Origin of the sequence: Amycolatopsis antarctica, assembly GCF_002262875.1 — a bacterium.
Taxonomy (GTDB): domain Bacteria; phylum Actinomycetota; class Actinomycetes; order Mycobacteriales; family Pseudonocardiaceae; genus Amycolatopsis; species Amycolatopsis antarctica.
In genome coordinates, this window is the sequence record NZ_NKYE01000012.1 from 152,760 (window position 1) to 176,107 (window position 23,348).

Genomic DNA, 23,348 nt, shown 5'->3' on the forward strand with positions numbered 1-23,348 from the left:
GGCTCACCGTGCGTCCGGACCGGTGCCACCTGACCGGTCGGGTAGCTGTGTAACCTCCGTCACCAAGGTAATGGCACTCGGTGCCGTTTTGAAGGGAGTGACCGGCCGATGCCCCGAACGGACAACTCCGAGCCCCGGCGGGCGGGCAGGCGGCCGAGCACCTCGCGTGGCGAACTCGAGCACATCGCGTTCGAGTTGTTCGACCGGAACGGTTTCGCCCGGACGACGGTCGACGACATCGCGCTGGCCGCCGGAATAGGCAGGCGCACCTTCTTCCGGTATTTCCCATCGAAGAACGACGTCGTATGGGGAAGTTTCGACCACCAGTTGTCGATCATGCGGACGGGATTCCGGGACTGCCCGGAATCGATGCCGCTGATGGAGGCGTTGCGGACGGTGGTGGTGGATTTCAACCGCGTCCCGGATGCCGAGGCGCGCTGGCATCGGCGTCGCCTCGAACTGATCCTGACCGTCCCCGCGCTACAGGCGCACTCGACCCTGCGCTACGCCGACTGGCGGCGCGTGGTCGCCGAGTTCGCCGGAACCCGCCTGGCGGTGTCCTCGGATTCCCTTGCTCCCCAAGCGATCGCGCACGCCGCACTGGGGGTGGCCGTCGCCGCCTACGAGCAGTGGCTGGCGGACGCGCGCAGCGATCTGGGCGAACTGCTCGACGCGGCGCTGCGCGAGCTCGCCGCCGGCTTCGGTCGCTGAGTCCCAGCCCTGTCCGATCGGGCAGGTACCCCACGCTCCCTCTGGCCGGTTTTGCCTTTCCAGACGGATGGTTACCCGGTCGCGCCCTGTTCTCGCTGTGACGGCGGCCATATCGTCGCACCGCACTGGCCCAATTTCGAAAGGGACGCTCATGCAGGTCGACGAACTGATCAAACCGTTTCCGCTGAAGGAATTCCACCCGATGCCGCGTGCCCTTCTCGGCCCGGGCGCGCACGAGATGATCGGGCCGGAGGCCCTGAAGATCGGCATGAAGCGGCCGCTGGTGATGACCTCGGGCCTGCGCGGCACGGACATCGTGCACAAGATCGTCGAATCGCTGAAGTACCACGGACTCGAACCCACCCTGTACGACAAGGTGGAGTCGAATCCCAAGGACTACAACGTGATGGACTCCGTCGCGCTGTACCAGGAGAACAAGTGCGACGGGTTCGTCTCCATCGGTGGCGGCTCCTCGCACGACGCCTGCAAGGGCGCGCGTATCTCGGTGGCGCACGACGGGCGCAACATCAACGAGTTCGAGGGCTTCAACAAGAGCGAGAACGCGAAGAACCCGCCGCACATCGCGGTGTCGACCACGGCGGGCACCGGCTCGGAGACCTCGTGGGCTTACGTCATCACCGACACCACCACCGACCCGGACAACCCGCACAAGTACGTGGCGTTCGACGACGCCTCGGTGGTGACGGTCGCGATCGACGACCCGGTGCTCTACTACGACTGTCCCTCGCACTTCACCGCGCAGTGCGGTTTCGATGTGCTGGCGCACGCCTCCGAGCCGTACGTGTCCCGGCTGGACTTCATCCCCTCGCTGGGCAACGCGCTGTTCTCCGCCGAGCTGGTCGGCGAGCACCTGCGCACGGCGACGTGGCACGGCGACAACCTCGCCGCCCGCGAAGGAATGATGTACGCGCAGTACACCGCCGCGCAGGCGTTCAACTCCGGTGGCCTCGGCGTGATCCACTCGGTCTCGCACGCGGTCAGCGCGTTCTACGACACGCACCACGGCCTGAACAACGCGATCGCGCTGCCGAGGGTGTGGGCGTGGAACCTGCCGGTGGCGTACAAGCGCTACGCGAAGCTGGCCGGCGCGCTCGGCGTGGACACCAGCCGGATGACCGAGGTGCAGGCGGCGGACGCGGCCGTGGCCGCGGCGATCCGGTTGCTGCGCGATGTCGGCATCCCGGAGAAGTTCACCGACGTGACGCAGGATTCGCACCCGAAGAACCGGCTCGGCACCGGCCCCTCGAAGTACTACGAGAAGGCCAAGGTCATCAAGGGCGACGACAACGACGTCGATCGCGTGTCGAACCACATCCTCGGTGACTCCTGCACGCCGGGCAATCCGAAGGAGACGACGTTCTCCACGGTCCGCCCGGTGGTGGATCACTGCTTCAACGGCGACCTGGACGACTTCCTGTCCTGATCGCCCTCGCCGTCCCGGTCGTGCCCGGCCATCCGTACCGGCCTCGTGCACGGCCGGGCGGCACCGTATCCAGCAGCCCGCGGCGGAAGGTCAAACGTGAGCGATCTCGACGGGAAGTCCCCGGCGACGGATTTCGACTCGGTCGACGATGTGACGGCGAAGCTGGCCGAGGTGGGGTACATGGCCGATTCCCGGCTGGCCACCACGGTTTTCCTGCTGTCCCGTTTGGACAAGCCTGTTCTGTTGGAGGGCCCGGCCGGGGTCGGCAAGACGGAGCTGGCGAAGTCGCTGGCTCTGGCGACCGGCCGGAAGTTGTTGCGGCTGCAGTGTTACGAGGGTCAGGACGAGACGAAGGCCCTCTACGACTGGGATTACGGCAAGCAGATGCTGTACACCCAGATCCTGCGGGAGAAGATCGGCCAGGTGGTCGCCGACGCGGCGGACCTGGAAGAGGCGGTGACGCGAATCAGTGCGCAGGACAGCGTGTTCTTCTCCGAGCGCTTTCTCGCCGAGCGCCCGCTGCTGGAGGCCATCCGTTCGGAACAGCCGGTGGTGCTGCTGATCGACGAGGTCGACCGCGCGGACGAGGCACTGGAGGCGGTGCTGCTGGAGATGCTGGCCGAGCAGCAGGTCTCCATCCCGGAGATCGGCACCTTCACCGCCAAGCACGCTCCGTACGTGGTGCTGACCTCGAACAACACCCGTGATCTCTCGGCCGCGCTGAAACGCCGCTGCCTGCACCTGTTCCTGGACTATCCCTCGGCACACCGCGAGATGGCCATCATCCGCAGCAAGGACACCGGCCTGCCGGAGACGGTCTCCCGGCACCTGGTGGAGGTGGTGCGCGGCCTGCGCGAACTCGGCCTTCGCAAGCCGCCGAGCATCTCCGAGGCGATCGACTGGGCGCGGACACTGGCCGTACTCGGCTCGCCGGAACTCACCGAGCGGCAGCTCTCGGACACCATCTCGGTGGTCGCCAAGTACGACAAGGACGTGGATCGCGCGCTGCGCGCCCTGCCGAAACTGCTCGACCCCTCCTTCGCCGCGGGCGGCGGGGGCGGCGAGGCCGAGACCGACGACGACGCGGGGAAGTCGCGGACCTCGTCGGCGGTCCACGACGAGGATCCCGACGAGCAGGAGTCCGGGCAGGCGGTGCGCGCGGCGCGGGACCAGCCGGGCAGGCACGGGCGGGGCTACTACGGGGAGAAGACACCCGCGGACGACCGGCCGGGCCCGGTCCGCCAGGTGAGTTCCAGTCAGGGTGAACGCTCCTTCACCGCCAAACTCGGCCGCAAGCGTCCGGTCTGAGGCGGCATGGAAGCCAGCATCCACCGGTTCGCCCGGCTGCTGCGCACCGCCGGGATGCGCGTGTCCGTCTCCGAGGTACTCGACGCCCTCGGTTGCGCCGCCGTGCCGGGCGTCCTGGCCGAGCGGGAGACCTTCCGGCAGGCACTGCGTACCGCACTGGTGAAGGATCACCGGGACAGCGACCGGTTCGACGAGTTGTTCGACGCCTTCTTCGCGTTGATCCGGTTCGGTTCAGGTGCACGTCCCGGTGGCGCGATCGGCGCGGGTTCTGGCTCCGGTGGTGAACTGGACGACTTCACCATCGCCGACGAGCTGGGGCAGCGCCCGCCGAAGGCGGACATGGAGAGCCCGGACGCCGACCTGCGCGACATCTTCGACAACGAGCGGATGGCCGAGCGCTACAGCCCGCACCCCGAACTCAACCCGATCATACTGGACAACCAGACACAGGACGAGATCGTGTTCTCCCAGCAGGACGTGGCCTCGATGGACAACTCGAACCAGGTCCAGCTCGAGATGGACCGTATGCACGGGGCCGCGCCCGGACAGCTCAGCACCTCCAGGGGCACCCCGATGGACGCCGATCTGAGCCTTGCCGAGCAGGACGCGCTGCTGGGCTGGCTGGACTCCGCCGAGGACTCCATCGAGCAGGCTGGTGACGAGCAGGACGCGGCGGAGTTGCGCGACCGGATGTCCGGGGTGCTGGCCGCGCTGCCGGAGGCGTTGAAGCGGCACATCGAGGCGCTCATGGCGCTGGAGCGTGCGACGGCCGACGGTGAGCAGCGGGCGGCGATGGTCGACGTGGTGAGTCAGGAGGAACAGGACCAGCTCGAGGAATCCCTGCGACGGCTGGCGTTCAGCCTGCGCGGTGCGCCGACGCACCGCAAGCGGGAGGCCGCGCGCGGCCGGATCGACTCGGCCCGCACGATGCGCCGCAACATGCGTTACGACGGGGTGCCGTTCCGGCCGATCACCGTGGCCAAGGCGGAGGACAAGCCGCGGCTGGTGGTGCTGGCCGACGTCAGCCTGTCGGTACGGGCGACCGCGCGGTTCACCCTGCACCTGGTGCACGGCCTGCAGGACCGCTTCCGGCAGGTACGCGCGTTCGCGTTCGTCGCCGGGGTCGCCGAGGTGACCGAGCTGTTCGCCCAGCACCACGTCGAGTACGCGCTCGGGCTGGTGTTCGGCGGTGACGTGCTGGACGTGGACGCGAACTCCGACTACGGGTCGGTGTTCGGCGATTTCCTGGAGGAGTACGGTTCCGCGGTCACCCGCCGCACGACGGTGCTCGTCCTCGGCGATGGCCGGGGCAACGGCAACGACCCGAACCTGGCCGCGTTCGAGGAGATCTCCCGGCGGGCCAAGGAGACCATCTGGCTGACCCCGGAGCCGCGCTACTCCTGGGGGTTGGGGCCGTGCGATCTCCCCTCCTACGCCGAGCACTGCGACCGGGTGCGTGTCGTCCGCGATCTGTCCGGGTTGGACAGTGCCGCGCACGAGCTGGCGGCCGAGACCACGGGGCGGTGAGCCGGTGACCGCGATGCCGCGCCCGCTGGACCCGCTCGGGCCGGGGCACCGGGGATGGTGGCAGGCCGAGGATCTGGTGGTGTGCCACGAGCAACGGCGCGCGTTGCCGAACCGGCTGTGCGCGCGGCTGGCACCGCACACGGTGACCGAGCACTTCCAGGTCTTCGACACCGGAAGGCGTATCGTGGTGTCGCACCGATTGCGGCCGGACGAACTGGACGACGACCTGGCCGGGCTGCTGGTCGACGAGCTCGGCCCGTCCGGCTGGCTGGACGCCGACTCGCACTTCGAGCGCATCTTCACCGGGGTGATCCGCTCCACCATCAACGATCCGCTGCTGGCCTGGACGGTGTTCTACGCGAACACCCTCGCCGCCCTGCGCACCGCCGATCCCGGTGGCGGGCCGGGTGCGATCGCCGGATTCGCACCGGTGCACACGCGCGCGCTCGAACTGCTCGACGGTGGAAGTGTACTGGATCTGGGTTCCTGCTTCGGTTTCCTGCCGATGCGGATGGCCGAACGCGGTCGCCGGGTGATCGCCAGTGATGTCGTTCCGGGAACCGTCCGGCTGCTCGGCCGGATGGCCGCCGCGCTGACCACTCCGCTGCACGCGCTGGTCTGCGACGCGGCACGTATCCCGCTGGCCTCCGGTGCTACCGACACGGTGACGGCGATCCATCTGCTGGAGCACCTCTCCCCCGCGCACGGGGCGGCGGTGCTGGCGGAGATGGTGCGGGTGGCGCGCAGGCGGGTGGTCGTGGCCGTTCCGTTCGAGGAGGTCCCGGAACCGGCGTACGGGCACGTGCGGACCTTCGACCTGGCCACGCTCGTCCACTTGGGACGGTCGGCGGGGATGCCGTTCGAGGTGGCGGAACACCACGGCGGCTGGCTGGTCGTGGATGTCACGACCTGAACCGGATGCTCTCCGGGCCGTCCGGCGAGGTGCCGCTCAGATGAGTCCGCGTTTGCTCGCCGCGTACACGGCCTCGGCCCGCCTGCTCACCTCCAGCTTGCGCATGATGTTGCCGACGTGGAACTTCGCCGTGGTCTGCGAGATGAACAGTTCCTGCCCGATCGCCTGGTTCGACAGGCCCTGGGCGAGCAGCCGCAGCACGGTCAGTTCCCGGTCGGTGAGCTTGCCGGTCTCCGGCTGCTTGCGGCCGGAGAGGGTGCGCACGACGGAGTTGACGCTGCGGGAGTCGAAGGCGTTCTCGCCGCGCGCCACGGCCTTGATGGCGTCGGTCAGCGCGGTGGTGTCCACGTCCTTGACGACGTAGCCCATCGCACCGGCCTGCACGGCCTCCATCACCAGGTTGTCGTCGAGGAAGGTGGTGAGTACGAGCACCGAGATGTCCGGGTACTCGTCGGTGAGGCGACGGCAGAGCACAAGGCCCTCGGAGTCGGAACCGGTGGAGAGCTTGAGGTCGAGCAGCACGACGGTCGGTCGCTGCGCCGGGACGACGGCCAGCGCCTCCGCCGCCGTGGACGCCTCGCCGACGATACGAAAGGCGGGATCGCGTTCCAGCACCGAACGCAGGCCCTGCCGGAGGATCGCGTGGTCGTCGACCAGGACGATGCTCACCGACGCCGGTTCAGGCATGTGCCGCTCCTGGGGTCGTCCCGGCGGGGCCGGCCCCGATGGGCAGGGTGGCCTGGATCTTGACGCCGCCGATGCGTGAGCGCCGCACGCCGAGTGTCCCGCCGAGTTCGCGCGCACGGGCCTGCATGTTGGCCAGCCCGCGATGCGCACCGTCGAGGTCCTGGCCACCGGCGACCCGCAGCACGCGGCGCAGCACCTCGGGTTCTCCGGAACCGTCGTCGGAGACCGAGAGGGTCACGCGGTCTGCGCGGTAGGACAGCGCGATCATGGCGCGGCGGGCGTGTCCGTGCACGGCGCTGTTGAACAGCGCCTCGCCGCAGATCCGGAACAGTGCGTGCTCGGCCGTGGCGGGCAGTCCCACCGGCTGGCCGCCGATGCGCAGTTCGACGGCGAGGTCGGCGGGCAGGTGCACGCTGGTGAGCTGTTCGAGAAGTTCCGGCAGGCTGCTGTGCTCGCCCCCGGCCTCGTGGTTGAGTGCGTGGATGACCGACCGGAGTTGGTCGACCGCGCCGCGGGTCAGGTTCTTGGCGATACCGAGACGTTCGGCCAACTCGGGGGATTCGGCGTCGGTGCGGCAGAGTTCGATCTGCATGCCCGCGGACAGCACCGACTGCGTGACGCTGTCGTGGAGTTCGCGGGCGATGCGGTGGCGTTCGCCGTCGATGACCTCGCGCTGGCGGGCGACGAGCAGCGCCTGCTGGACACGTTCGCCGCGCCGGTGCAGGGAGGTGTTGTGCAGTGCGACGACGCTCTGGCTGGCCAGGATGCGCAGCACGGCCTCGTCGGTGGCGTCGATGGTGCGTTTACGGTCGGTCCAGACGAGCAGCCCGCCGACGATCTCCGAGTCCAGTCGCACCGGCACGCGCAGATGGTGGCCGGGCTGCTCGGTCTCGACCACGTCGAACCGCAGCGTCCCGTCCGTCATCTCCTTCAGGCAGGAACGCAGGAATCCCGGCAACGGGTCCTCTGTGGACAGAAGGCGGCCACCGGGACCGACGACCGTGTAGCGCGGCTCGGCCTCGGGCAGCGCGTGGTCGGCGACGGCGAAGAGCACGTACTCCGCGGTGAGGTGGTCGGCCGCGGCGCGGACGGTGGAACGGACCAGGCTTTCCTGCCCCTCCACCGTGCGCACCAGCGCGCGGGAGATGCGGTCGAGCGCGTGGATGACCCGTTCCAGCCGTTCGATCGAGGTGACGTAGGCCGGGTAGAACGATCGTTTGCCCGCACGTACGCCGGTCAGCTCCTCCAGGTACCCGGGCCCGCCCGACTGCCAGTTCTGGTGGGGCGCTTCGTGTTCCGGATCCGGTTGTGCCCTGGCCACTACAGCGCCGCCCGGAACAACGCCTCGACCTCACGCGCGGTGGCCGGGCGCGGGTTGGTCGCCAGGCACGCGTCGTGCAGGGTGTTGGCCGCCAGCACCGGCAGGTGCTCCGCGGTGACGCCGAGCTCGCCGAGTCCGCGGGGCACCCCGACGTCGTCGGCCAGCGCCCGCACCTTGTCGGCGACGGCGAGGGCGACCTCCTCGTCGGTGGCGCCTTCGGCCGGTATACCCATCGCCTTGCCGATCACGACGTACCGGCGCGGGTCGGCGAGCGCGTTGAAGCGCACGACGTGTGGCAGGAGCACACCGTTGATGACGCCGTGCGGCAGGTCGAGCAGCCCGCCGACCTGGTGGCTCATCGCGTGCGCGGCGCCGAGGATGGCGTTGGTGAAGGCGAGTCCGGCTTCCAGGCTGGCCTGCGCCATCAGCAGTCGCGATGCGGATTCGCCCGGGCTGTCGATGGTGCGGACGAGGTTGCCGTTGACCAGGGCGATGGAGTTCAGCGCGTGGTGGTCGGTGAGCGGGTTGTGCGCCTTAGAGACGAAGGCCTCGATGCCGTGGGTGAGCGCGTCCAGGCCGGTGGCGGCGGCCAGCCATTCCGGCATGGTGGTGAGCAGCCGAGGGTCGATCACCGAAACGTCCGGCACGAGGGTGCGGCCGACGATGGTGATCTTGGTGTTGTGGGTGGTGTCGGTGACGATGCAGAACTGCGAGACGTCGGCGCCGGTACCGGCGGTGGAGGGCATCATCACCAGCGGCGGGATGGGTTGCCTGCTGCGGTCCACCCCGGCGAAGTCGAGGATGCTGCCACCGTTGGCGGCCAGCAGCGCGACGCCCTTGCCCGCGTCGATCACCGAACCGCCGCCGATGCCCATGATGACGTCGCAGCCCGCCTCCAGGTACTTCTCGTACCCGGCGGCGACCTCGTGGTCCTTGGGGTTGGGCGTGACTCCGCTCCACACCACGGGGTGCAGGTCGGCGTCGCGCAGGTGGCGGAGCAGTTCGCCCACCCACGGGGTCGCGAGCAGGCCCGGGTCGGTGACCAGCAGCGGCCTGCGGGCACCAAGCCTGCCCGCCGCGTGGCCGGCCTCGGCCAGCGCGCCGTCACCGAAGACGATCTCCGGGGCGTGGAACTTCGCGATGGTCAACGGGGCCTCGGCGGTCGACTCGGCAGGCGAGGGCCTGCTGTAGATGTCGTCCAGCAGCGCGAGAGAGGTCGCGCTCCATCCCGGATCCGGCGCCGGTGCACCCGGCGACGTCTTGCGGGCGAGAACCACGAAACCCTCCCGGAGTCGAGTCGGCGGTGACTGCTCTGGGGCCAGGTTACCGCCCGAAAGGCCGCCATGACCTGCCCGAACGGGCAGGGGTGGGCTCCCGGTGGCGGCATTCGCACGCGGGCATCCGGCCTACTCATCGGTACGCCGGACGATGCGCTGGTCAGCACCCCGGCTACCGCACGGTCACCGGCGAGGACGTCCGCGGGATCACCCGTATGCCTACGCCCGGCGCGCGGGAACCATCCGCGTCGCGGCGCCGCTACTCGGTCCCGACGTACCCGCGGGCTTCGTCCTGTCGGATCACCTCACGACGCAGGCGCTCGTACTCGTCCGGCCCGATCACCGTGAGCCAGCGGTAGTCGTACACCCCCACGGACACCCGGTGACCTCGCCTCTGCGCCCACCAGACCTCGATGTCCCGCCACTCGGGGTCAGTGATCATCCCGGGATGATTCTCGTATAGATCGACGCGGTCGCCAATCCCCGGCCACGGATCCCATCTGACGAGGATCCCGTACCGCACGTCCTCTTTCCGCATCACTGCACGGTACGTCCGGGGCGAGAGCGGCGAGCGGTCAAGACTTCCCTGGCGAGCACTCGTGTCGACCGGTACCGGGGCCGCCGGCTCACATGTTGATCATGTGGCCGGCGAGGCCGTGTACGGCTTCCTTGACGGCCTCGCCGAGGGTGGGGTGGGCGTGGACGTTGCGGGCGAGTTCGTGCACGGTGAGGTCCCACTGCCGCGCCAGGGTGAGTTCCGGGAGCAGTTCGGTGACGTCGGGACCGATGAGGTGGGCGCCCAGCAACTCGCCGTGCTCGCCGTCGCCGATGATCTTCACGAACCCGACGGTGTCACCGAGTCCGTGCGCCTTTCCGTTGGCGCTGAACGGAAACTTCGCCACCCGCACGTCGAATCCCCGGTCCCGGGCCTGGCTCTCGGTCCAGCCGAAGCTGGCGATCTGCGGCTGGCAGTAGGTGGCCCGCGGGATCATCGGGAAGTCGAGTTCCACGGTCTCCACACCGGCGATGGTCTCGGCGGCGACGATGCCCATCGCCTCGGCGGCGTGCGCGAGCATCAGCTTCGCGGTGACGTCCCCGATCGCGAAGATGTTCGGCACGCTGGTGCGACCACGGCCGTCCACCTCGATCGCCCCACGCTCGCCGAGCAACACGCCCGCCTCGGCCAGCCCGTAGCCCTCGACACGCGGCCGGAAACCCATGGAGGCGAAGGCACTACTCGGTCCCGACGTACCCGCGGGCCTCGTCCTGCCGGATCACCTCACGACGCAGGCGCTCGTACTCGTCCGGCCCGATCACCGTGAGCCAGCGGTAGTCGTAAACCACCACAGACACTCGATGCCCCAGCCGCCGCGCCCACCGGACCCCGACGTCCCGCCACTCGGGGTCGGTGATCATCCCGGGATGGTTCTCGTACAGATCGATACTGTCGCCAATCCCCGGCCACGGATCCCACCTGACCAAGATCCCGTACCGCAATTCTTCTTTAAGCATGAAACTATTTTACCGCAGCATCCTTAAGCTTTCAAACTAGATTACCAGAAGCTAGAACATTCAATCCAGGTTTCCTGACTACCGTCGCTTGGATATGAAGTGATTACATCACCGTAATCATCGCCCACTATCAATATCGCAGCCTTCGCGAGATAGACTAGTTGCATGGGCGTTTTCCCAGGCTCACTAGGTATACTCGTGCCTCGATCAGCGATCTTACCCATGCATTTAAGCGCCTCTGCCCAGGTAGGAACATTGTGTTTAACTTCAATGTGTACCGCGCCGTAAGATGACCCGTCGCCGCATACAATCGGGATCGGATCTTCCTGAGTAAATACACTTGCATAGTAAGACTGCTGTTTCTCGAAGGGAACGGATGCTGTTCCGTTGCCATTGTTAGTGGCACCGCACGCGCGCGTCGCGTCGTTCGCTTGAGGCATTACCTCGGACGCAGTACCCACGCCGTTTCCCATCGTCAGAATAATTGCGCTCGCCATCACTAAGGCCGGAACTCTTCTTGTAATCATTAGAGATTAACTTCTTTCCTAGGCGATAGTTAACAGGACTCTAGGCCGTCAAACTTGCCCACCAGAGGCCACTCGTACTCAGCAAAACCATCAGGCGCAATCGAGAAACACTCACTATCGAAATAGAAGGCTACAATTACTTTTACTCTCTGCTCGATCGGACAGTAATTGCTCACACTCGCAACTTCACCATCGGTTCCGCTTCCCGGAAAAACGTTCACGTACACGCAACTGGGCGGCGCCTCCGCAGGATTAGCTCTATCACTGTCGGGTCCCGAAACATCGGGCGGGATAGCAACAACAGCAGTCGTCAAAGAACTGGCGAATGCAACCGATGGAAATACCAGCAAGCTCGCGGCACAAAAAGACACCATTAAGAGTAATTTTTTTATTTCTCCCCCAGCAAATTTTCCACACGCGCACGAAATGATTGCATTCGGTCGACTTGGCACACGCAAGGAGGCCCACGCTTGCCAATTAATTATCTACCTGCCTGATCGATTCCGGTTCGCGATTCCAGTGCTTTTTTGAATCCGCACGACCCTCAAATAGGCTAAACCCATGGTCATCGAATTTGATATCCGCCGAATAGGTGATTTAGAAGCCAGAATGATCTGGTCAGACATACTACTTCTGCAAAATGCACTTCACAAACCCGCGAACATACAGGCTCCGGCGCAGCAGCTTGCAAGTACGATCACACTGTTTACGCGGAGATACGAGCATCGTCACTTCCCTGGCGAGCACTCGTTCCGACCGGTACCGGGCCGCCGGCTCACATGTTGATCATGTGGCCGGCGAGGCCGTGTACGGCTTCCTTGACGGCCTCGCCGAGGGTGGGGTGGGCGTGGACGTTGCGGGCGAGTTCGTGCACGGTGAGGTCCCACTGCCGCGCCAGGGTGAGTTCCGGGAGCAGTTCGGTGACGTCGGGACCGATGAGGTGGGCGCCCAGCAACTCGCCGTGCTCGCCGTCGCCGATGATCTTCACGAACCCGACGGTGTCACCGAGTCCGTGCGCCTTTCCGTTGGCGCTGAACGGAAACTTCGCCACCCGCACGTCGAATCCCCGGTCCCGGGCCTGGCTCTCGGTCCAGCCGAAGCTGGCGATCTGCGGCTGGCAGTAGGTGGCCCGCGGGATCATCGGGAAGTCGAGTTCCACGGTCTCCACACCGGCGATGGTCTCGGCGGCGACGATGCCCATCGCCTCGGCGGCGTGCGCGAGCATCAGCTTCGCGGTGACGTCCCCGATCGCGAAGATGTTCGGCACGCTGGTGCGGCCGCGGCCGTCCACCTCGATCGCTCCGCGCTCGCTGAGCAGCACGCCAGCCCCGGCCAGCCCGAAGCCCTCGACACGCGGCCGGAAACCCATGGCCTGCAAGACTTTGTCGGCTTCCAGCGTCCACTGCTCCTCGCCGGAGGAGACGGTGACGCGCACCCCGGCGTCGTCCTCGGTGACCGTGTCGACGCGGGTGGAGGTGAGCACCTCGATGCCCAGGCGACGGTAGCGGCGGGCCAGCTCCGCCGACACCTCCTCGTCCTCCAGCGGCACCAGCCGGTCCAGGTACTCGACGATCGTCACCCGCACGCCGTAGTTGCGCAGCACGTAGGCGAACTCGACGCCGATCGCGCCTGCCCCGGCGATGACGATGCTGCCGGGCAGTTCGGCGTCGAGGATCTGCTGCTCGTAGGTGACCACCCGTTCGGTCACCGAGGTGCCGGGCAGCAGCGTCGGTCGCGCACCGGTGGCGATGACGCAGTGATCGAAGGTGACGGTCTCGCTCGTCCCGTCCGCACAGGCCACCTCGATGGTGTTCGCGTCGAGGAAGGTGCCACGACCGTCGAACTCGGTGATGGCGTTCTTCTTCATCAGGAACCGGACACCCTTGACCCGGCCGTCGGCGACCTTGCGGCTGCGCTGGTGCGCGACGCCGTAGTCGAAGCGCACCTCACCGTCGATCTCGATGCCGTAGGTGCGGGCCTCGTGCTGGAACAGGTGGGCGAGTTCGGCGTTGCGCAGCAGCGCTTTCGACGGGATGCATCCGACGTTGAGGCACACGCCGCCCCAGAACCGCTCCTCGATGACGGCGGTGTCCAGACCGAGTTGCGCGGCGCGGACCGCTGCCGTGTAGCCGCCGGGGCCGGCGCCGAGCACGACGACGTCGAAGTGTTCGCTCATCCGGTGATTATCGCGGAGCGCGCCCGTCACGGTGCGGGCGGCGGTTCCTCCCCGCGGACCTCACCGAGCAGCTCGGTGACCGCGGCCATGATGCGGTCGGTGGCGACGCGCAGGTCGCGCGCGCCCGGTTTCGGCCCGGCCAGGTCGGACAGGTCCACCGGCGGCCCGGCGACCAGGTCGATACGCCGCTTCGGCAGGAACCGGGGCAGCTTGCCCTTCGGCGGCAGCACGTGGTGGGTGCCCCAGTTGGCGACGGGCACCACCGGCATCCCGGTGGCCAGCGCGATCCTGGCGATGCCGCTCTTGCCCTGCACGGGCCAGCCGCCGGGATGGTCGGAGAACGTCGACTCGGGGAACACGACCACGCACTCCCCCGCGTTCACCGAGGCCACCGCGTCACGGTAGGCGTCGCGGGCGTTGGCGCGGCCGCGGTGCACCGGGATGTGCTTGCCGGAGGCCATCACCGAGCGGATCACCGGCGCCTGCCACAGGTCGGCCTTCGCCAGGTACCTGGGCACCCGTCCGGAGGCGAGGCAGAACGCGGTGACGGTCACCGGGTCGGCGAAGGACAGGTGGTTGGACGCCACCAGGACGCCGCCGGTGCGCGGGATGTGCTCGCGCCCGCGCATCCGCATCCGGGTGCCGAGCACGAGCATCGGCCAGATCACGTCGATGGCGAGGGCGAAGGCGAAGCCACGGTCGCGGCGGGGGAACCGGAGTCCGAGGCGCGCGGCCTCGGAGACGGTCATGGTGCGCTGATCAGGACTCAGCGGGGTCCAGCGGGGAGACGTTCGACGACGGAGCACGACTGGTATTCGTACCACCTCACGCGCCGGATCGGCGCTCAACCGTGCGATCACACCCCGTCCGGGTCCGTGAGTTCGCGCACGACAGCGCCCCGGGCGGCCGCTTACGCCCGCGCACGTGGCCCCCGGACCGCAATATGTCGACGTATTGCGGTCCGGGGCAGCGCAATATGTCGACGTATTGCGGTCCGGGGCCGTGCGATCGGTGGCGTTCGTGTGCTTCTCGGGCGGTAGGTCAGACGCGGTCGAGGACGACGACGGGGATCAGCCGGTCCGTCTTCTTCTGGTACTCGTCGTACTGCGGCCACACGGTCGCCATCTTCGGCCAGAGGACGGCCTTCTCCTGCTCGCTCGCGGTACGGGCGCGCGCGGTGAACTTGTCGTCCTTGACCTGCACGCCCACCTCGGGGTTGTCGACGAGGTTGAGGTACCAGCCGGGGTGGCTGTCGGCGCCGCCCTTGGACGCGACGATCACGTACGCGCCCTCGTGCTCCTGGTAGATGAGCGCGAACTTGCGGTCCTGACCGGTCTTGCGGCCCTTCGTGGTGAGCACCAGGGTCGGTACGCCGTCCTGCCATTCGTGGCCGACCTCGCCGTCGGTCTCCTCGTAGCGCTGGACGTGCTCGTCACCGAAAAGCATCTGTGTTCCTTCCGTCGGCTCAGGTCGGTTCCAACGCTACTGCGATCCGGCCGATTCCCGCTCGCCGAGCACCCCGGCGAGCAGCGCCGGATCGACGTTGCCGCCGGAGACCAGCGCGACGGTGCGGCCGGCCGGGAAGGCGTCGGCGTGGTGCAGATAGGCGGCGACGGGGACGGCCCCGCTGGGTTCGGCGACCAGTCGTGCGCGGGTGGCGAGCACGCGCATGGCGTCGCGGATCTCGTCCTCGCTCACCGCGATCACTCCGTCGAGGACGCCGCGCAGGTGCGCGAAGGTCAGCTCGGACGGCTGGGAGCGCAGACCGTCGGCGATGGTGCGCACCCGTCGTTCGATGGACCAGTCCACCCGTTGCCCGGCCGCCAGGCTCTCCTGGGTGTCGGCGGCCAGTGCCGGTTCGACGCCGATCACCGTGGCCCCGGGGCGCAGCGCCTTCACCGCCGTGCCGACGCCGGAGGCCAGCCCACCGCCGCTGACCGGCACCAGCACCACGTCGACCTCGGGCAGATCGGCGACGATCTCCAGTCCCGCGGTTCCCTGCCCGGCGATGATGTCCGGGTGGTCGAAGGGCGGCACCAGCGTGGCGCCCAGTTCGTCGGCGAGGGCGTGCGCGGCGGACTCGCGCTCGGCGATCGGAACGAGCACCACCTCGGCGCCGAACGCCCGGGTGTTGTCGATCTTCACGGCCGGCGTCACGTCCGGCATCACGATGTGCGCGGGGACGCCCGCCTGCCGTGCCGCGTAGGCGAGTGCCTGCGCGTGGTTCCCACTGGAGTACGCGACCACGCCACGCCGCCGCACCTGTTCACTCAGCCGGGCGATCGCGTTGTGCGCGCCGCGGATCTTGAACGCGCCGGTCGGCTGCAGGCTCTCCGGCTTGATCCACAGTGGACGGTCAGTACCCGCCCAGGGGCAGGGCATCAGGGGCGTACGCACGGCCGTGCCGTGGATGCGGTCGGCGGCGGCGCGGATGTCGTCGATGGTCACCAGGTCCATGTCGGCCATCCTGCCCTATCGGCAGACCCGGCCGATGTCGCGCGACCGGCGCCGGGGCGGCTACCCAGGCCGTCAGTCGGCTGTCGTCGGACACAGGACCTCGCCGCTGTGATCCCGGTGCTCCGACGGGCGACGGAAACCAATCGGGTCAAGGCGCACGGCATGCCAGAGCGCGCGACACGGGGTGCTGGGGCGCGCGACACGGGGTGCCGAAGCGCGCGACACGGGGTGTTGGGGCTGGGGGTGGGGGCGCGGGTCAGGTCAGGGTGCGGAGGAGGGCTTGCCAGGCGGGGGCGCTGAGGTCGAGGGTGCCGCCGTCGCGGTCCTTGGTGTCGCGCACGGACCAGGCGGCGGGGGTGGGGGCCACCTCGACGCAGTTGCCGTTGCCACCGCTGTGGCTGGAGGTGCGCCAGCCGATTTCGACGCAATCGCCGTTGCTTCCGCTGTGGCTGGAGGTGCGCCAGGCGACCTCGACACAGTTGCCGTTCTCGCCGCTGTAGCTGGACGTGCGCCACCGCGCGGCCGGAATGGTCAGGTGTCCCATGAGTCCAGTGCCTCCTCGATCCTCTGTCGTGCCTGCTCGTCGGTCAGCGCGAGACCGCGCAAATTGTCCACCAGGGCGCGGTAGTCCTCGACGTCACCCCGGTCGTCCAGGAACACCCCGGAGCGGTGGTGTTCCAGGTGCACGATCGACGGGTGCGGGCGCGGAAAATCGTAGAGCACGAAGGGTCCCATCAGCCCCTGGTGCCAGTCCTGGTCCACCGGCACCAGCTTGATGGTGGCCGTGCCCTGGCCGATCACCCGGAGCAGATAGCGCAGTTGCTCGGTCATCGCCGCGCGGCCACCGACCCGGGCGGTGATCGCGGGCAGGCCGATCAGCGCGGTGAACCGGATCGGATCATCGCGCAGGATCGCGTTCTGCCGTCCGAGGCGCAGGGTCACCCGGTGCTCGATCTCCGCCTCCGGCAGGCCCGGATTCGGCGCGCTCACCACGGCCCGCGCGTAGCCGCGGGTCTGCACCATGCCGGGAATCGACAGCGGCAGCCAGTCCGTCATCGCGGTGGCGGTGCGCTCCAGTTCCATCACCCCGGCGAGTTGCTGGGACACTCCGGCCAGGCCGGTGGTCACCAGGTTCGGCCCCGGATTGCGGGCCAGCTCCAGCAGCGACTCCTTCTCCTCGCCGGACATGCCGAGCGCGGTCGCCAGCGCGACCACGTCCTCGAAGGTCGGCATCCCCCGCCCGGAGAACCACCGGTGCAGCGTCGAATGCGAGGTGTCCACCTGCTTGGCCAGCGTCCGCATGGACAGCCCGTTCTCCGCCTTGCGGCGCTCCCAGGCGGCGCGGAGCACGGCCGAGAGCGTACGGTCCCGCGAACTCGACGCCGGGCCGTCCGGATTGGTTCGGGCCATGAACCACACCGTACCGCGTCGCCGATTCGGCCATCCGGGCTCCCGCCGTCCACCGTTTGCCTCATTGGTTCGCATGGTTCACTATGACATGAGACATAGCGATACGGCGGTGCGGGAGCATCCGGCTCCGTACGCCCGGACGAAAGGCCAAGCCGATGAACCACTCCGGTGGCGTCACCACGAACACCTGCGTCACGATCGAAGGACACAGCAACTTCAGCCTGCTGGTCACCGGCGGTCAGGCCGAACTGGAGGTCTCCGGGATCAGCAACGAATACCTGTTCCTGCTCAACGAGAACGCGATCGACGAATTGCTGGCCATGCTGAGCACCGCCCGCAGCACGCTGCGCACCGCCTCCGACGAGGACCTCGACCACGGTATCCGGGTCACCACCACCCGGGCGTGACCCACGCGGCCCGGCCGGCCACACCATCGGCCGAACATTGGAGTGGCCGCGGGGTGGTCCGGCCGAGTGGTCCGGCCGAGTGGTTCAGCGAAATGGTTCAGCGTGCGAACCGGTCGGTGGCGGCCAGCAGCGCGTCCCGGATGCCCGGCTCCTCGTAGGCGTGCCCGGCGTCGCCGACCATCACCGGTTCGGCGTCCGGCCAGGCCCGGGACAGCCGCCACGCGCTGACCGGCGGGGTCACCACCTCGTGCCGCCCCCGCACGATCACGCCGGGTATCCCGGCGATACGGTCCGCCTCGCGCAGGAGCTGGTCGGCTACGAGTCAGGCGAGGCGACGAAGTAGTGGTTCTCGATCCGCGCGATCGCCGCCGGTTCGTGTACCTCGGGATCGGGATCGTGCAGGAGATGGTGGTACGCCTCGACCAGGTCACCCTCGCGCCGCTGCGGGGGCACCGGCGCGAGACAACGTTCCCAGCCCTCCGGGCACAGATGCGCAGAACCGCCGCGGTAGGCCCAGTCCAGCTCGGACTGCCCACACGCCGAAGATGCCGCACAGAATCAGCCCGGTCACCCGCTCCGGATGACGTTGCGCGCAGGCCAGCGCCACCGTGCTGCCCCGGGAACCGCCGAACACCACCCACCGGTGCACACCGAGGTGCTCGCGCAGCCGTTCGATGTCGGTGACGAGATGCCAGGTCGTGTTCGCGGACAGATCCGCGCCGGGCGTCGCCACATGCGGCACCCTGCGACCGCGGCCTCGCTGGTCGAACAGGATGATCCGGTAGCGGGACGGATCGAACAGCCTGCGCTGTTCGGGTGACGTCGCGCCTCCGGGGCCGCCGTGCAGGAAGACGACGGGCGTGCCGTCCGGATCGCCCGGCACCTCCCGGTACAACCCGTGGCCGTCGCCGACCGGGAGCATTCCCTGCTGGTGAGGCTCGATTTCCGGGTACGGATTCGTCATGACCCCCTTATGCCGGGATCGCGCCGGAAAGAGGCCTCCGGTTCGCCCGCACGAGGCCTCCACGCTGTGAGAAGGTGATCCGCATGAGCACGGATTCGGCACCGAAATGGCGAAGACTGGAACCCGACGAACGCAAGGAACAGATTTTTTCCTGCGCCGCCGGGCTGTTCGCCGAACGGCCCTATTCCGAGGTGTCCACTTCGGACATCGCGGCGGCGGCGGGCGTCGCACGAGGATTGATCAACCACTACTTCGGGACGAAGCGGGAGTTGTACCTCGTCGTGATCCGGCGAGCACTGACCGTCCCGCACTTCGCCGTCGACAAGCTGCCCACGGGCTCGACCGACGTCCGCATCCGGGCGGCCGTCGAATGGTTCCTCGGCATGCTCGACCGACAGGGCAAGATCTGGCTGACCGCCGTCGCACCACAGGGAATCGGGCGTGACCCCGAGGTGGAACAGATCCAGCACGATGCCGACCGGGAATCGTCGGACCGGGTACTGGAAGCCGTCGGAATCGATCCGGCGGACGAGCACTGGGCCGAGTACAACGCCCTGATCTGTGCCTACGCCGGCATGGTGAAGGCGGCCGGGAGGGAATGGCTGATGCGCGGCTCCCTGGACCGCGACCGGGTGCGCGCGCTGCTCACCCGCACCCTGTTGATGGTCGTCAACGAGATGTTCCCCGCCGTGCGCGCCGGAACGGCGGCGGAAACGGTCTCAGCGCGAGGCTGACCCCGGCACGGCCGTCACCGCGATGGCGCTCTCCTCCAGGCTGCCGAAGTACAGCCGTCCATCGCGCTCCCGTACCCCGGTGAGCATGTGGAAGCCGTCGATCTCACCGGACAGCTCGTGCACCACCGTGCCGTCCGCTGCCACACCGAGGACGCCCACGGTGCGGGCCGGCGAGGGCTGCGCCCACAGCGGGGCGCGGCGGACGGCGGCCCGCAACGGCCCCGGCAACCTGCGCACCACGTCGAGCGCGGCGACCTTCGGACTGGCCTGGGTGATCCAGATCAGCCCGTCGCTGCCGGTCGAGGTGTTGTCCGGGTAGCCGGACAACTCGTCCACGAAGGTCTCGGCGCGGCCGGCCCCCTCGCCGCCGAGCCGGACGCGGCGCACCCGGCAGGCCCCGGTCTCGGCGACCGTCACGAAGGACTCGTCCGGCGCCAGCGCCACCCCGTTGGCGAACTGCAGCCCGGAGGCGAGCAGATCGACCGTGCCGTCCGGCAGCCGCCGGAACAGGCGTCCGGTGCCGGTCTGCTCGATCAGGTCGGACCGCCACTGGGTCACCGGGTAGCGGGTGGAGGAGTCGCTGAAGTACACGGTTCCGTCCCGGCCGACGGCGGCGTTGTTGCACACCAGCAGGCGGCGGCCGTCGACCGTGTCGGTCAGCGTGCGCACCTCGCCACCCAGCGACACCGCCAGCAGGCCCCGGTCGGCGTCGCACACCAGCAGCTCGTCCTCAGTCAGGAACTCCAGCCCGAGCGGGCGGCCACCGGTGTCGGCCACGTGGTCGATCCGGCGCCCGTCCGGTGCTATCCGCACGATGCGCCCGTCGGCCAGTCCGGTGTAGACGAAGCCTCCGGCGTCGACGAGCACGTCCTCCGCGCCCTGGCCGTTGACCGGGATCACCGTCACCGCACCGAAATTCGCAGGCATGCTGGTCTCCACTCCGTCGTCGATGCGCCACTCGGCGTCCGATACGCCGCTCGGCGTCGCCGCGTTCCCGGCGAACACCGACGTTACCGCCGTCACCCCGCCAGCCCCTTCCCGACGAGGCGCCATCCCAGCGCAATACGTCGACATATTGCGATACCTTGTGCACGATGGATCGCAATACGTCGACGAATTGCGGTGGCGGCGAGCGCAATATGTCGACGTATTGCGGTGTGGGCGGGGGCCCGGCGAGAGGTTTAGGGTGCGGCGTGGTGGGCGGTCAGCGGTAGGTCAGGGGTGCGGGGCCGCCGTCGAAGTGGGCGTGCTCGTTGAACGAGAGCAGGTGCACCCCACCACGGCCGGAGACCAGCTTCGTGATGCCACCGTTCACCGTGACCCGTTGCAGCGCAAGGAAAGTGTGCCCGGACGCGGCCGACCCCAGCAGCCCGGCACACAGCACGCCGATCACACCGCCGGAGGTGAATACGACCCCCTGCTCCCCCTTGCCCAGCGAGGCGATCACCTCGTCCAGCGCGGCACGGGTGCGCGCGGCGAACGCCGGGAAGGTCTCGGCACAGGGCCCGTCCTCCCCCGCCGCCACCCAGTCGGCCAGCGCCGCGTCCAGCCCGGCCTGGAACGCCCGCGGCTCGGTCTCCTCCCGGCGAACGGGCGAATGATGGGTGAGCACGTCGATGTGGTCGTACTCGTTCCACCGGAAATCCTCGACCAGCTCGTACGCCACCCCGGACGGTGCCACCGCCGGAGTTCCCGCCGCACCGAGCGCCAGCGTGGCCGTGTCCCGCTGCCGGGCGAGGGAACCGCAGCGCACCGAGGCGAACGGGCCGGTACGCCTGGCCAGCTCCGCACCGACCGCCACGGCCTGCTCCCGTCCCGGCTCGGAGAGCCGGTCGTAGTCGGCCTCGCCGAAGGAGGCCTGCCCGTGCCGGACCAGGAACACGGCGCCCATCAGGCAGTTCCCAGCAGAGAAAGCCCAGCGGACAGCGCCATCAGAAGACGTTCATCAGGAAGCGGCATCAGACGAGCCCCATCAGACAGCGCCATCAGGCAAGACCCAGCAGACGTTCGCAACGGGCCTCTAGGTAGCAGACGAACTGCCAGTAGTCCGCGAAGCGCTCGTTGGTGGTCTGGCCGTGGTGGTAGCGGTAGTAGAGCTGCTGGATGATCCCGGCGTAGCGGAACAGGCCGAACACCTCGTAGAAGATCCAGTCGTCCACCGGGGTACCGGTGCGCCGCGCGTAGTGCTCGACCACCTCGGTCCTGGTCAGCATCCCGGGAAGGTGAGTGGGCTGCCGCCGCGTCGCGGTGAAGATCTCGTCGTCGTCGGCCTGTACCCAGTAGGACAGGGTGCTGCCGAGCTCCATCAGCGGATCGCCGAGTGTGGCCATCTCCCAGTCGAGCACGCCGGCCACCCGCAGGTCGTCCGCCCCGCGCAGCACCACGTTGTCGAAGCGGAAGTCGTTGTGGATCAGGCAGATCGCCACGTCCGGCGGGGTGTGCGCGCGGATCCACTCGATCACCCTGGTGAACTCCGGGACGTTCTCGGTGCGCGCCCGGCCGTAACGGTCGATCCAGCCGTCCACCTGACGGCGCACGTAGCCCGCGCCCTTGCCCAGGTCGTCCAGCCCCGCCGCGGACACGTCCACCTGGTGCAGCTCCACCAGCCGGTCGATCAGGCCGGTGGACAGCTCGCGGGCCCGCGACTCGCCGAGTTCCAGACCGGGTGGGAGATCGCGGCGCAGGATGAGCCCGTCGAGCTGCTCCATCACGTAGAAGTCGCCGCCCAGCACGGCGTGGTCCTCGCAGAACGCGAGCATCGTGGGTACGTAAGGGAAAACCGGCCGCAACCCGGCCTGCACGCGGTACTCGCGGCGCATGTCGTGCGCGGAGGCCGCCTTGTGCCCCGCCGGCGGCCTGCGCAGGATCAGGTCCCGGCCGGGGTACCGCAGCAGGTAGGTCAGGTTCGACGCGCCGCCGGGGAACTGCCGGACCTCCGGCGGATCCGCGGGCAGGCCGTCGACGCGGGCGGCCAGCCACTCGTGCGCAGCCGCGACGTCGAAGGCGTCCTCCTCGCGTACCGCGACGGTCTTGTCCGCGGTCCCGTCCGACTCACTCACACGAACCTCCCGATGATCGAGTCGGGCGCGTACCTCATCACCAGGCTCAGCGGCGCCCACGGCCAGGTCGGAACGTACGCCTTTGCCCGCTCCCGCTCGATGGCCCGCACCAGCGCCCGCGCCCCGGTGTCGGCCTTGGCCAGCATCGGGTTCCGGCCGGACCGGGCGGTCATCTCCGACTCGATGTAGCCGGGCAGCAGGGTGGTGACCGTGATCGGCGTACCGCGGACGTCGGCGCGGATACCGTCGGCGAGCGCGGCCGAGCCTGCCTTCGAGGCGGCGTAGGCGGTGACGTTGCGCGGCAGTCCGCGCAGCGCGCTGAACGAGGACACCACGACCAGGTGGCCCGCGCGCTGCTCGCGGAAGATGCCCATCGCCGCCTCGGCCTGTGCCAGCGCCGCGACCAGGTTGGTCTCCACCGTCTGCTTGTTCGCGGCGAAGTAACCGGTGCCGATCGGCTTGCCCTTGCCGATGCCGGCGTTGACGATCACGCGGTCCAGCGAGCCCAGTTCCGCACGGAAGCCGTCGAACACCTCGAACACGCGGTCGTGCTCGTTGACGTCGAGTTCGTGCGTGACGACGGTGATGCCGGAGTGCTGCTTGCGGAGTTCGCGGGCCAGTTCCTCGATCCGCTCCGTGCGCCTCGCGCACAGCGCGAGATTGCGTCCCATGGCGGCGAACTGCCTGGCCATGCCCTCGCCGAGCCCCGAACTGGCTCCGGTGATGACGATGTTGCGGCGATTGGTCATGGCTAATACTGGCAGGTAACCCCGCTTCGGGCATACCGGCCGACGCTGTGCGGAACAGCACCCGGGACAGCCCGGCCGACACAGCTCGGCCGAACGCCGCGGGCCCGGCGCTCAAGGGAGCGCCGGGCCCGCGGTGTCTGGCAGAACGGCCGCGATCAGCCGATC

Annotated in this window: 26 protein-coding genes and 1 pseudogene; 8 read left to right on the forward strand and 19 right to left on the reverse strand. The window is 68.6% G+C overall.

The genetic code is table 11. From position 1 onward, the window contains the following. Positions 1–108 precede the first annotated feature (108 nt). The 5 genes from mftR to mftM all read left to right on the forward strand — a co-directional run bounded on the left by mftR (position 109) and on the right by mftM (position 5,903). Positions 109–711 carry a mycofactocin system transcriptional regulator gene (mftR, locus tag CFN78_RS19325; protein ID WP_094864249.1) on the forward strand — a complete coding sequence of 201 codons (603 nt, stop codon included), beginning with the start codon at positions 109–111 and terminating at the stop codon, positions 709–711. A 151-nt stretch (positions 712–862) separates the two neighbouring features. Then, positions 863–2,155, forward strand: a complete 1,293-nt coding sequence (mdo, locus tag CFN78_RS19330) for an NDMA-dependent methanol dehydrogenase (RefSeq protein ID WP_094864250.1) — start codon at positions 863–865, stop codon at positions 2,153–2,155. A 180-nt stretch (positions 2,156–2,335) separates the two neighbouring features. Continuing rightward, the gene (locus tag CFN78_RS19335; RefSeq protein ID WP_094864299.1) at positions 2,336–3,463 is read left to right on the forward strand and encodes an AAA family ATPase; all 1,128 of its coding nucleotides are present in this window, start codon (positions 2,336–2,338) and stop codon (positions 3,461–3,463) included. A 6-nt stretch (positions 3,464–3,469) separates the two neighbouring features. Further along, positions 3,470–4,990, forward strand: a complete 1,521-nt coding sequence (locus tag CFN78_RS30125) for a VWA domain-containing protein (RefSeq protein WP_094864251.1) — start codon at positions 3,470–3,472, stop codon at positions 4,988–4,990. Between the two features lie 13 nt (positions 4,991–5,003). Continuing rightward, positions 5,004–5,903: a mycofactocin oligosaccharide methyltransferase MftM gene (gene mftM / locus CFN78_RS19345; RefSeq protein WP_094864300.1), complete on the forward strand. Its 900-nt coding sequence runs from the start codon at positions 5,004–5,006 to the stop codon at positions 5,901–5,903. Positions 5,904–5,939: 36 nt separating this feature from the next. Here mftM and CFN78_RS19350 read toward each other — a convergent pair whose 3' ends face one another. The 6 genes and pseudogenes from CFN78_RS19350 to CFN78_RS19375 form a co-directional block, all read right to left on the reverse strand. After that, the gene (locus tag CFN78_RS19350) at positions 5,940–6,590 is read right to left on the reverse strand and encodes a MadR family response regulator transcription factor (protein ID WP_094864252.1); all 651 of its coding nucleotides are present in this window, start codon (positions 6,588–6,590) and stop codon (positions 5,940–5,942) included. Further along, positions 6,583–7,911, reverse strand: coding sequence for a sensor histidine kinase (locus CFN78_RS19355; RefSeq protein WP_276307342.1), 1,329 nt, complete (start codon positions 7,909–7,911; stop codon positions 6,583–6,585). The genes CFN78_RS19350 and CFN78_RS19355 overlap by 8 nt, the downstream gene beginning before the upstream one ends. Beyond that, positions 7,911–9,188: an iron-containing alcohol dehydrogenase gene (locus tag CFN78_RS19360; protein WP_205660573.1), complete on the reverse strand. Its 1,278-nt coding sequence runs from the start codon at positions 9,186–9,188 to the stop codon at positions 7,911–7,913. Before CFN78_RS19360 ends, CFN78_RS19355 begins: the two co-directional genes overlap by 1 nt. A 259-nt stretch (positions 9,189–9,447) precedes the next feature. After that, entirely contained in the window at positions 9,448–9,630 is a 183-nt protein-coding gene (locus CFN78_RS28770; RefSeq protein ID WP_133116389.1) for a hypothetical protein, read from the reverse strand. 184 nt (positions 9,631–9,814) lie between these two features. Further along, positions 9,815–10,411: pseudogene (locus CFN78_RS19370) on the reverse strand (FAD-dependent oxidoreductase); the annotation flags it as partial. Positions 10,412–10,421: 10 nt separating this feature from the next. Next, positions 10,422–10,700 (reverse strand): hypothetical protein, encoded by a 279-nt coding sequence (locus CFN78_RS19375; RefSeq protein ID WP_094864254.1) that lies wholly within the window; start codon positions 10,698–10,700, stop codon positions 10,422–10,424. A 695-nt stretch (positions 10,701–11,395) separates the two neighbouring features. Here CFN78_RS19375 and CFN78_RS28775 point away from each other — a divergent pair. Continuing rightward, complete coding sequence (locus CFN78_RS28775; RefSeq protein ID WP_133116390.1) at positions 11,396–11,758, forward strand: hypothetical protein; 363 nt, start codon at positions 11,396–11,398, stop codon at positions 11,756–11,758. A gap of 244 nt (positions 11,759–12,002) precedes the next feature. Here CFN78_RS28775 and lpdA read toward each other — a convergent pair whose 3' ends face one another. The 6 genes from lpdA to CFN78_RS19405 all read right to left on the reverse strand — a co-directional run bounded on the left by lpdA (position 12,003) and on the right by CFN78_RS19405 (position 17,270). Continuing rightward, positions 12,003–13,403, reverse strand: a complete 1,401-nt coding sequence (lpdA, locus tag CFN78_RS19380; RefSeq protein ID WP_094864255.1) for a dihydrolipoyl dehydrogenase — start codon at positions 13,401–13,403, stop codon at positions 12,003–12,005. Positions 13,404–13,429: 26 nt separating this feature from the next. Further along, on the reverse strand, positions 13,430–14,152 hold the full coding sequence (locus CFN78_RS19385) for a lysophospholipid acyltransferase family protein (RefSeq protein WP_094864256.1): 723 nt from the start codon (positions 14,150–14,152) through the stop codon (positions 13,430–13,432). Between the two features lie 292 nt (positions 14,153–14,444). Continuing rightward, positions 14,445–14,849: a nitroreductase family deazaflavin-dependent oxidoreductase gene (locus CFN78_RS19390; RefSeq protein WP_094864257.1), complete on the reverse strand. Its 405-nt coding sequence runs from the start codon at positions 14,847–14,849 to the stop codon at positions 14,445–14,447. A 36-nt stretch (positions 14,850–14,885) separates the two neighbouring features. Continuing rightward, a complete protein-coding gene (locus CFN78_RS19395; protein WP_094864303.1) occupies positions 14,886–15,860 on the reverse strand; it encodes a threonine ammonia-lyase in 975 nt (324 codons plus the stop codon). Positions 15,861–16,116: 256 nt separating this feature from the next. Further along, positions 16,117–16,404, reverse strand: coding sequence for a DUF397 domain-containing protein (locus CFN78_RS19400; RefSeq protein ID WP_094864258.1), 288 nt, complete (start codon positions 16,402–16,404; stop codon positions 16,117–16,119). Further along, the gene (locus tag CFN78_RS19405; protein WP_165777623.1) at positions 16,392–17,270 is read right to left on the reverse strand and encodes a helix-turn-helix domain-containing protein; all 879 of its coding nucleotides are present in this window, start codon (positions 17,268–17,270) and stop codon (positions 16,392–16,394) included. The genes CFN78_RS19400 and CFN78_RS19405 overlap by 13 nt, the downstream gene beginning before the upstream one ends. A gap of 155 nt (positions 17,271–17,425) precedes the next feature. Here CFN78_RS19405 and CFN78_RS19410 point away from each other — a divergent pair, with 155 nt between their 5' ends. Continuing rightward, positions 17,426–17,677, forward strand: a complete 252-nt coding sequence (locus CFN78_RS19410; protein WP_094864260.1) for a hypothetical protein — start codon at positions 17,426–17,428, stop codon at positions 17,675–17,677. Between the two features lie 97 nt (positions 17,678–17,774). Here CFN78_RS19410 and CFN78_RS30130 read toward each other — a convergent pair whose 3' ends face one another. From CFN78_RS30130 to CFN78_RS30140, 3 genes are read right to left on the reverse strand one after another with little or no spacing between them, the layout of a single operon-like run. Next, on the reverse strand, positions 17,775–17,945 hold the full coding sequence (locus CFN78_RS30130; protein ID WP_276307343.1) for a hypothetical protein: 171 nt from the start codon (positions 17,943–17,945) through the stop codon (positions 17,775–17,777). Positions 17,946–17,992: 47 nt separating this feature from the next. Next, on the reverse strand, positions 17,993–18,130 hold the full coding sequence (locus CFN78_RS30135; RefSeq protein WP_276307344.1) for a hypothetical protein: 138 nt from the start codon (positions 18,128–18,130) through the stop codon (positions 17,993–17,995). Next, the gene (locus CFN78_RS30140) at positions 18,105–18,641 is read right to left on the reverse strand and encodes an alpha/beta fold hydrolase (RefSeq protein ID WP_276307345.1); all 537 of its coding nucleotides are present in this window, start codon (positions 18,639–18,641) and stop codon (positions 18,105–18,107) included. Before CFN78_RS30140 ends, CFN78_RS30135 begins: the two co-directional genes overlap by 26 nt. Positions 18,642–18,724: 83 nt before the next feature. On the opposite strand from CFN78_RS30140, the gene CFN78_RS19420 reads away from it, so the two are divergent. Continuing rightward, on the forward strand, positions 18,725–19,375 hold the full coding sequence (locus tag CFN78_RS19420; protein WP_094864261.1) for a TetR/AcrR family transcriptional regulator: 651 nt from the start codon (positions 18,725–18,727) through the stop codon (positions 19,373–19,375). Here CFN78_RS19420 and CFN78_RS19425 read toward each other — a convergent pair. From CFN78_RS19425 to CFN78_RS19440, 4 genes are all read right to left on the reverse strand, one after another. After that, complete coding sequence (locus CFN78_RS19425) at positions 19,361–20,302, reverse strand: SMP-30/gluconolactonase/LRE family protein (protein WP_094864304.1); 942 nt, start codon at positions 20,300–20,302, stop codon at positions 19,361–19,363. The genes CFN78_RS19420 and CFN78_RS19425 overlap by 15 nt on opposite strands. 277 nt (positions 20,303–20,579) lie before the next feature. Beyond that, complete coding sequence (locus CFN78_RS19430) at positions 20,580–21,266, reverse strand: histidine phosphatase family protein (protein ID WP_094864262.1); 687 nt, start codon at positions 21,264–21,266, stop codon at positions 20,580–20,582. 94 nt (positions 21,267–21,360) lie between these two features. Then, positions 21,361–22,434 carry a phosphotransferase family protein gene (locus tag CFN78_RS19435; RefSeq protein ID WP_094864263.1) on the reverse strand — a complete coding sequence of 358 codons (1,074 nt, stop codon included), beginning with the start codon at positions 22,432–22,434 and terminating at the stop codon, positions 21,361–21,363. Continuing rightward, positions 22,431–23,183, reverse strand: coding sequence for an SDR family oxidoreductase (locus CFN78_RS19440; protein WP_094864264.1), 753 nt, complete (start codon positions 23,181–23,183; stop codon positions 22,431–22,433). The genes CFN78_RS19435 and CFN78_RS19440 overlap by 4 nt, the downstream gene beginning before the upstream one ends. Between the last annotated feature and the right edge of the window lie 165 nt (positions 23,184–23,348).